The organism is Sphingobacterium sp. 1.A.4 (assembly GCF_002734245.1).
In the GTDB taxonomy this organism is placed as follows: Bacteria; Bacteroidota; Bacteroidia; order Sphingobacteriales; family Sphingobacteriaceae; genus Sphingobacterium; species Sphingobacterium tenebrionis.
This window is the reverse complement of sequence record NZ_PEAZ01000098.1, coordinates 1-9,507: the sequence shown is the minus strand read 5'-3', so window position 1 is coordinate 9,507 and position 9,507 is coordinate 1. Positions and strand designations below refer to the sequence as shown.

General features: G+C 36.7%; 9 protein-coding genes. 1 reads left to right on the top strand and 8 read right to left on the bottom strand.

Going from position 1 to position 9,507, the window contains the following annotated elements; all coding sequences use genetic code 11:
• From CRJ00_RS16410 to CRJ00_RS16380, 7 genes are all read right to left on the bottom strand, one after another.
• The coding region (locus tag CRJ00_RS16410) for an ISAon1 family transposase N-terminal region protein (protein WP_441347596.1) at window positions 1-229 on the bottom strand (229 nt) is incomplete at its 3' end.
• Between the two features lie 58 nt (window positions 230-287).
• A complete protein-coding gene (locus CRJ00_RS16405; protein WP_099367832.1) occupies window positions 288-890 on the bottom strand; it encodes a YARHG domain-containing protein in 603 nt (200 codons plus the stop codon).
• Window positions 891-960: 70 nt separating this feature from the next.
• Window positions 961-1,956, bottom strand: a complete 996-nt coding sequence (locus CRJ00_RS16400) for a ligand-binding sensor domain-containing protein (protein ID WP_099367831.1) — start codon at window positions 1,954-1,956, stop codon at window positions 961-963.
• Between the two features lie 49 nt (window positions 1,957-2,005).
• Window positions 2,006-2,713, bottom strand: a complete 708-nt coding sequence (locus CRJ00_RS16395) for a hypothetical protein (RefSeq protein ID WP_099367830.1) — start codon at window positions 2,711-2,713, stop codon at window positions 2,006-2,008.
• Entirely contained in the window at window positions 2,706-2,906 is a 201-nt protein-coding gene (locus CRJ00_RS16390) for a DUF4177 domain-containing protein (RefSeq protein WP_099367829.1), read from the bottom strand. The genes CRJ00_RS16395 and CRJ00_RS16390 overlap by 8 nt, the downstream gene beginning before the upstream one ends.
• A 94-nt stretch (window positions 2,907-3,000) precedes the next feature.
• A complete protein-coding gene (locus CRJ00_RS16385; RefSeq protein WP_099367828.1) occupies window positions 3,001-4,539 on the bottom strand; it encodes a TlpA family protein disulfide reductase in 1,539 nt (512 codons plus the stop codon).
• A 591-nt stretch (window positions 4,540-5,130) separates the two neighbouring features.
• Window positions 5,131-5,898, bottom strand: a complete 768-nt coding sequence (locus tag CRJ00_RS16380; RefSeq protein WP_099367827.1) for a methyltransferase domain-containing protein — start codon at window positions 5,896-5,898, stop codon at window positions 5,131-5,133.
• Window positions 5,899-6,308: 410 nt separating this feature from the next.
• On the opposite strand from CRJ00_RS16380, the gene katG reads away from it, so the two are divergent.
• Window positions 6,309-8,582 carry a catalase/peroxidase HPI gene (gene katG, locus CRJ00_RS16375; protein ID WP_099367826.1) on the top strand — a complete coding sequence of 758 codons (2,274 nt, stop codon included), beginning with the start codon at window positions 6,309-6,311 and terminating at the stop codon, window positions 8,580-8,582.
• A gap of 126 nt (window positions 8,583-8,708) precedes the next feature.
• On the opposite strand, the gene CRJ00_RS16370 is transcribed toward katG, so the two are convergent.
• On the bottom strand, window positions 8,709-9,095 hold the full coding sequence (locus CRJ00_RS16370) for a DUF1398 domain-containing protein (RefSeq protein WP_099367825.1): 387 nt from the start codon (window positions 9,093-9,095) through the stop codon (window positions 8,709-8,711).
• Between the last annotated feature and the right edge of the window lie 412 nt (window positions 9,096-9,507).

The following is a 9,507-nucleotide window of genomic DNA, read 5'->3' as shown; positions in this document are numbered from 1 at the left end:
TATGTAGCGTAACTTTCTGGCCTCGAATGGGAAAGTCCGAGATCTCGGTGGAAGGCATGAAGCCCTTTGACTCCAACCTGTTGTTCTCATAGCCTGTCGGAGCAATATTAAGTTCATCTAAATAAATATGGAGCTGATTGTCGACCTGATCGACTTCTATGATCTGAAAGTATTCCAAAAGCCCTTCGGGCATCAACAAGGATAGTAATTTACGTTCGGCTTCTTGCAAGGGATAACTGTTTTAAAGATGCTAAACTAAGAAATTTTTAGTATTCCCCCCCAAGGATTCAGCTTGATCCCTTAATATTAACCTTTTCCCTATCGATACTTATTTCATAATTCATTACATAGTCTCCATTATCCACAGTAACTTCGTATATTCCTTTGTGTTTTGACCAATTGATATCATCCAAGTTCACTTGCTCCAAAGTTTTTTCTAAATAGGCAATATCCTTCCTATTTTCCATATCATTGGTTTCAAAATTATATTTCCTTTGCAGATCTGATTTATTGTTAGATTGTAATGCTGCTTTAAAGACCTTTAGCTCATTTATCAATTTATCCCTATTAGCTTTCAGTTCAGTAGTCTTGTCCTGCAATATTTTAATGTTCTGCTTTTCTACCGTGTTAAAAATTATTTTATTGTTGTCGGCAACAGGTTTATACCAGCTTTTTTCTGAATAATAGCTATCGATAATAGCATCCGAAAATTTATAACCTCGCCTAGCAAATAAATCATTTGCCAAATACCGTAGTTCATCAATACTCAAGTCCTTAATTTGCTCAACCTGGATTAGTTTTGTGGCACAAGAAGAGCAATCCTTAAGGGTCTGTGCTGATAAGGAAGAAAGCAAAAAACTGGAAATTATTAATACAAAAAGGCTTTTCATAAATTTAAGCTATTAAAAAAACGAAGATAAATTCGTTCTAAAAATGACGATTATTACATATAATCAGTATTTAATCCTCAGACCACCTTCCTATCCCATTTAAAGTTCCATACCAAATTATTCCATTATTTGCTTGAAGTATCCCAAAAATCATTCCTTCATGGGTTTTGATTAGCTCCGGAAGTAAATTAGGATTGGACAAAGAACTTTTATTATATCGCGACAAAACCCAACTCTCTTGATTGCCATTATTTTGTAGACCATTCGAAAATTCACTTGTTTTATCATCCTTTGAACTTGTCCAAATATTCCCTTCTTTATCTTCATAAATATAGCCTACAAAACTATCTGAAAATTTGGTAAAGTTTCTTCCATCGTATTTCCAAAGACCATCATTCCCTCCTATCCAGATATTACCGCTAGTATCTTCTATCATGCCCCTAACATTGTAAAACCCACGATTATTCTGGGTTAAATTGGTAAATGATTTTCCATCATAAATAGAAACCCCTTCCTGCGTTCCAAACCAAAATTTACCAGTTTGATCCTCCAATATCCAATGGACATAATTGGCTGGCAATCCATTTTCTGTTGTAAAATTCAGAAATGATTTTCCATCAAAGCGACTTGCTCCCTGTTCAGTACTGAACCAAATATTACCCTTTCTATCTTCATAGATTTCTGTGACCCTATTGTTGACTAGCCCGTCTTTGCTTGTATAATTAGTAAAAGATTCTCCATCATAATAATAAACTCCCGACCCAACAGAAGAAAACCAAAAGTTACCTTTTCGATCTTCTAAAACAGAGAAAAATCGAACTGAATTTATTTCATCCGTGATTTTAGTAAATGATTTTCCATTGAATTGGAAGATTCCGTCGAATGTAGCCACCCAAATACGACCCTTACTATCCTGTTTTATGTTACGGGTTATTCCGTGAGGGATCTCGGAAGTATCCTTAACTTGGTTTTGAATAATGCGATCATCAGACCGCATATTTTGATTATTCCCAATACAGGAAGACAAGATAAAAGCGAAAAAAAACAGAAAATTATAATTTTTCATTTAACATGACTTAAGAACAATCAATTATCTTACTATTCCAAACTACTTATTAACTGTCGTTTTTTAATCCCTTATCCAAGGATTTGTCCAAACTTTCAATTTCTTTCAAAACTTGTTCGTATCGCAAAATTTTAAACATTTTCGTTAGCTCTAATCTCCATAAATAACTAAGAAGTTCCTTTTTCTGTGTAGCAGATAAATTTGCAGTTTGTAAACCCTTCAAATTGCCTTTCTCATCAAAATTCATATACGGCGACAGGATTTCATTTGTAGGAGCAAAGTAAGTTTTAAAATCTTGCATTTCCTCATTATGATTTTCTAACTGCTCAATAATATTGTAATGATAGTCGTACAGTTTTATTATCTTAAACCTTAATGAATCATTTGAGATTGTTTTTAAGTTTGTTCCTTTTAGTGATTCATAACCGGTTTTGTTGATTATTGGTGAATAATTCCTGAAGAGTAAAAAATAGTAAACAGCAATTGAATCATTATTTATTTCTTGATTGTTAACCCATTTCCTTAACTCCCCCACGCCAGACTTACTGATTTTGTGCATTTTTAAATTTGATTCAAAATCTTTGTAATCTGAGTTTATTCCGTTTTTAATTTCACCTAAAATTTTATTTTCAGATACTTTTTCTCCTCGGTTTGCACTCCATTCGGTTAGGGCAAAGGCAAGGATCACACTAATAAAAATTAGAGCAAATTCAGTTGAATATTTTTTAAGAGCGTTTAGAATTTTTTGTTTAGACATCTTTTTCAAAAAACAAATAAATATAAATCGCAAATCCGAAATTAGTTGAATTTGTGGAGGCTAATTTGAATCCATTTTTTGCATATTCGTCTAATTTTTCTTGAATGTCATCCTTTGATTTCTTCGCAATATGTTCCGAATCAAGAGTTAATTTTGAGTAATAAATTAAAGTTTCTACTTTGTATTCTTTCATAATTTTGATCTTTTAATGCTGTTTTTGTTTACAGCGACAGCAAACTACAATTTATCTTATTATAATCAATCTATTTATCTAAATATTTATCTTTCTATTTACCTTCTTTATTTGTTAGCAAATCCTCGATCAAGTTTTTTACTTTTTCATTTCCCGGAAATGCAGTAAACTTATTCGCCAAAATCCCTTCCTTACTATATAATAAATACGATGGGATATATTCAAATCCGAATTCAGACATTAAATAACTCCATTGATCATCCTTTAAGTAATAATGTTCGCTTCCAATACCTTTAATTACTTCTTCCCAGCGTTTTTTTGGCGAAGATCCATTTGTTAAATAAACAAAAACAACATCCTTACCCTGAAAATCCCCTTTTATGGATTTAAACTGCTTCATAGCGCCCAAACAAGGGCCGCACCAGGTAGCCCAAAAGTCTATAAACACCACTTTACCTGGATATTTTGCAAGAATAGTGTCCATCAATTTTTCCTTAGCAACATGAGCAATATCATGTACAACAAGGGGCGATTTCTTGCTATCCTCTTCTATAACTTGCCTATTTTTTCGGAACAGTATTTTAGCAATTTCACCCTTTCCCCAATAGTTCTTTATTGCCTCCTGCTGCTTAGTAGTTAAGGGTTTTACTTCCTCATTAAGCTGTAGACCATAGGCATTCGCAGCCAGAATATCATAATATGGTCCATCCTTAAACCCAACCTGATCGGCCAAAAGTCCTTTCACTTCTTTTAGCCATGAAGAAATATCGCTATCTCCTATTCGTGGAAGACCTAATACCTCATTCTGGAGTATATTATGTTGAAGTTCGGGGAATGTAAAGGTATGTAGGTACTGCGGATCGTTAAGATCAAAATCTTTTAAGAAACGAAAATAGGATCGATCAATTTTTTGGATTTTAGGCAAATTCACTGTATCCTTTGTGGCATTTAAATAGTTGATTTTCATGGAACCTTCATAATCGAACATGCCACCAGTGTAATAAAACATTCGAAAATCTTTTTTTAGAAAATCTTTAAACTCTTTTGAAAGCGCAACATCATTCCCCAATACCGCCTCTAGCCTCCTGTTATATGATTTCTTTACAGATTCCAAGAAATCATCAATACTCTTATTATAATAATGTGGGTATTTCCAATTTGGGTCATTGGGTTTATTTTCAACCAATTTCCTAAATAATTGTTCGCTGTGCATCATATCGTATTTAGGCATCGCAGGCGTAACATCAATTTTATGGATTGTCAATTTATCAGTGTATTGTATTTCAATTTGGATAGGTTTATTAATAAAGGTCTTAATATATAGGGGATTAGTTTGTAAATTACTAGATAAACCGATTATTGTACTACTTGTTTCCATATCATAGTCAAGCGCGAATCTACCCGAGTCATCAGTAGGGATTTCATATGTCGAATAATCTCCTGTAATTGGATGCAGAACCGAAATGCTGACTTTAATTCCTCCCGCTTTAAGGCTATCTGGAGCTATGATTTTCCCTGTAATTTTGGATGATCCGGCAACTATATTTATAGGCTCTGTTTGGTTTTCATTTTTCTGGCTACAACTTAAAAGGAAGAATAATATACAAGCAAAGAAAATTTGGACTTTAGTCATCTATGGTTTGGGATTTTAAAGTTTTAATAATTTTTTAATTTCTTCCGACCCCGGTCGTGGTGCATTTGGGCTTATGATACTTCCATTTTCAGCAAAAATAAAATACCTAGGTATAGCATTAATTTCATATTTCTTCATAAAATTAGATTTGCTTGGATTAGTTAATAAATAAAGATTTGATCAGTTTCTTAAAAAAAAGATAATGAATTGATAAATAAGATTACCAATTTAAATTTTATAGCAATTTTTTCAAATAAGAGCGGGTATTTTTAATGGATTGGTTCTTACTTTATGTGAGGTTTAAGTGACATGTAAGTGAGGTTTAAGTGACTTTAGGCACTTGAACATTGCTTACAATATGTATAAACCATGAATGGAATACGAAGGAAACCGCGTCATTGCGAGGAACGAAGCAATCTTTTAGCCTCGTCATTGCGAGGAACGAAGCAATCTTTAAACCACCTTATGCTGAATGAAGTCCAAAGATTGCTTCGTCGTACCTCCTCGCAATGACGAAAAACCTCCTCGCAATGACGGGGAAACCTCCTCGCAATGACGCGGTTTCGCAATTACGCGTAACCCAATAAAAAACTAAGCCTTTACCCCATACAACAACAACCTCCTGAAAGGATAAACAACCGGTCTTTTCTCAAACCTTTCCCCTATCCTTCTCTTAAACTCACCATTAAACTCAATTTGCTGTTCCTCCGAAAGTCTTTCCATATAAGGTATCAAAGCCGAACCCGAAATAAAATGAAATAATGTTTCCGTATCCGCGGCCACAATAGGATAAATCCTTTTCGAGATCTTCAAATTCACCATACCCTCCGCAATAAACATTTCCGTATATTCTTCCATGCTCAAAACCGGAGATGACCTATTCCAACCATTTAACTGATCCCGATAAGGTTCCTCGTTCGCCAGTTCAAATAAAATCTGGTTCAGTTCATTTTCAGTTTGGCAAGGCATCTGAACAGCCAACTGCCCTCCAGGATTTAATTTTTTGATCAGATCCGGAAATAAGGTATGATGATCACCCGACCATTGCAATGCCGCATTACTGAAAATCAAATCCCATCGAGACAATCGATTGATGAACTCCTCGAAAGTTTCTACCTTATAATATAATCGTTCCGTTTGATGCTCTTCCGCGCCGCGCAACATTTCTACCGAAGAATCAATCCCCAAAAATGTAGATTGCTGAAAACGTTCCGCCAACATTGCAGTCTGCTCCCCTGTTCCACATCCCAGGTCAACAGCCTGCATTTCCGTCCGCTCCTCGATCAGGTCCATCAAATCAAAAAAAGGTTGATATCGGATATCTTTAAATTGGTTATAAATTTCAGGGTTCCAAGGCATATGTCTTTTTCTTTAAAAATTATACATCTATTTTCTGTTCTAACAACCAATTTAGCCCGATTTTGTTTATTTGTCCACCTTTTGTCCACCCCCTCTTACTTCCAATAAACCTATTAATTCACTTAATTTGTGGCAACAAAAAGAAATTAAATATTTCGATTAGCGTTCGAATTACATGAGTTTTTAAATTGTCAATCCCGAAAAAGCAGCAATTTTCGGGATTATTTTTTTTAATAACTAATAGAGAAAATCTATCATGTTTTAAATATTAATTAGATTTTATTTATCTAACTTTAACTAAATTTATAAGAGAAAGTTACAACATGTACTGCCAATTATAAATGTGAGATAATAAAAAAACAACAGATACCAACGGATTCCCTTGGTATGAATTAATTCTAAAAAAAGATATGGAAAACGGATCAAACGACATTAGCAAATGCCCATTCCACAACGGCACTTTGAACCAGAAAATGACAGTAGCAGGTGGAGGAACTACCAACCACGATTGGTGGCCAAAACACCTTAAAGTAAGTTTACTACGCCAGCATTCCAACCTATCCAATCCAATGGATGATGGTTTTGACTACGCAGCCGAATTCAACTCCTTAGATTTAGCCGCTGTAAAACAAGATTTGCACGCTTTAATGACCGATTCTCAGGATTGGTGGCCAGCAGATTTTGGACACTATGGTGGTCTATTTATCCGTATGGCCTGGCACTCCGCAGGAACTTACCGTGTAGGTGATGGTCGTGGTGGTGCAGGTACCGGACAGCAACGTTTTGCTCCTTTAAATAGCTGGCCAGATAATGTGAGTTTGGATAAGGCACGCCGCTTATTGTGGCCGATAAAACAAAAATATGGTCGTAAGATTTCCTGGGCAGATTTAATGGTATTGACCGGAAATGTCGCCTTGGAATCTATGGGTTTCAAAACATTCGGTTTTGCTGGTGGTCGTGTGGATGCGTTTGAACCTGATCAGGATGTATATTGGGGTTCGGAAGATAAATGGTTAGGCGGTGATGTGCGTTATGCCCATGGTTCTGAAGGTGTAGCTGAAAAACACGGCGTATTATCGGCAGATGATGACGCAGATGGAGATGTGCATTCCAGGAATCTGGAAAACCCATTGGCAGCTGTACAAATGGGATTGATCTATGTAAATCCGGAAGGACCTGATGGAAACCCAGACCCTATTTTAGCCGCAAAGGATATTCGCGATACCTTCGGAAGGATGGCGATGAACGATGAAGAGACCGTTGCATTGATCGCTGGTGGCCATACCTTTGGAAAAACACACGGCGCTGGACCTGCAGATAATGTAGGAAAAGAACCGGAAGCAGCAGGACTGGATGAACAAGGTTTTGGCTGGAAAAGCAGTTATAAATCGGGAGTTGGAGCTGATGCCATCACTTCGGGATTGGAAGTGATCTGGACGACCACCCCAACGCAATGGAGCAATAACTTTTTTGAAAACCTATTCAATTACGAATGGGAATTGACGAAAAGTCCTGCTGGTGCACACCAATGGGTGGCTAAAGATGCAGAAGAAACCATTCCAGATCCATTCGACAGCAATAAGAAACGGAAGCCAACCATGTTGACTACCGATCTATCCCTACGTTTTGATCCAGAATACGGTAAGATCTCCAGACATTTCTTCGAAAATCCAGATGCTTTTGCTGATGCCTTCGCACGTGCATGGTTTAAATTGACTCACCGCGATATGGGACCTCGCTCCCGTTACCTGGGACCAGAAGTTCCTGCAGAAGAATTAATCTGGCAAGATCCTATTCCTGAAGTAAATCATGAATTGATCGCTGATGCAGATGCTTCCGATCTAAAAGGTAAGATTCTTTCTTCAGGTCTAACTGTTTCTGAACTGGCATCAACGGCATGGGCTTCTGCCTCTACTTTCCGTGGTTCGGATAAACGAGGTGGTGCTAATGGTGCCCGCATCCGTTTAGCGCCTCAAAAAGATTGGGAAGTGAATAATCCTAAACAATTGGATAAAGTGTTATCGGTTTTGACGCAAATCCAAAACGATTTCAATGGAGCACAAACAACTGGTAAAAAAGTATCCTTAGCAGATCTTATCGTTCTTGCAGGAAATGCAGCTATTGAAAAAGCAGCACAAGATGCCGGAACGCCTGTTGAGGTAGCTTTTAAAGCGGGTCGTATGGATGCTTCGCAAGAGCAGACGGATATCGAATCGATTGGACACCTAGAGCCAATCGCTGATGGATTCCGCAACTATAAGAAAAGACGATATACTTCATCTACAGAAGAATTATTGATCGACAAAGCACAATTATTAAACCTTTCAGCACCTGAATTAACTGTTCTGGTTGCAGGTATGCGCGCATTGGACACGAACTTTGATGGTTCTAAAAATGGGGTATTCACGAACAGACCTGGACAGCTGACCAATGATTTCTTGGTGAATCTATTGGATATGAATACAGCTTGGAAGGCTGCTTCAGAAGATAAGGAATTATATATCGGTTCGGATCGTAAAACTGGTCAACCAAAATGGACCGGTACCCGAGCGGATCTGGTGTTCGGATCAAACGCGGAACTTCGTGCCGTTGCCGAAGTCTACGCCAGCGCTGATGCCCAAGAGAAATTTGTGAAGGATTTCGCAAAAGCTTGGACGAAGGTGATGAATTCGGACATGTTTTAAAAAAGAGAGGTTGGCTTTTTGCCAACCTCTCTTTTTTAAAACAGTATTTAGTAGTGAGTATTTAGTATTTAGACCTATGACGCCCTAGGTCTAACTACTAACTACTAACTACTTTGTACTAAAATACTATCCTAAAGGTTCTTGGAGTATTTTATTTCCGTGGGAATCGAAGTAAGTACAGACCATTTTTTCTAGGTCGACAATCCAGTTATTAACGCCATTTTCAGCACATATTTTGATGAAATGAGGGAAGTCTGTTTTTCCTTGCTGGTGATCAATTAATTCTTTTGTAAAGGTTGGAAGGTTTACTTCGGATTGGATTTTTATAGGATCATATTTTGGTTCGGAAACGGCTTCGTAGCTATTTTCACCGAAATATATTTCTTTTCCATCGGATACGTTGAATTTAAAAGAAGTGACGCCAAGGTTTCTAATTTCTGCAATGTAGCGCGGAAAATCTGCACCTGTACTAACACGACTATGTGCTTCTTCAATTTGTTTAATGCTGAACATTTTTGTGATTTGCTATATTTGGTTTTATTAATGATATGTGATGTTTTATTAATGATATGTGATGTTTTATTATTTTTTTGTGTCATGTCGAGCTCGCGTCATCGAGGTTCCATGTCATCGTAAGTTTGTAGAAAAGTTATAGGAATTAAAGAGACAGAATATAATTTTGTATTTCATTTAGGATACAGCGAGAGAGGGAGTAAGATTTTTAATCGTCATTGGTCCTTGAGAGACCCTTCGCAATGTTAATCCCCCTCTCTTATTCCTATCATAAACTTGGACAGTTCATTAGGCCAGGAGCCTGTTTTTACGATTGATAAGTTATGATAAGAGCTGCTGTAATCCACAAATATGATATACAAATATGGTAACAGGTATTGATTGTTCAAAGGATTATTTTGACATTTCTGTC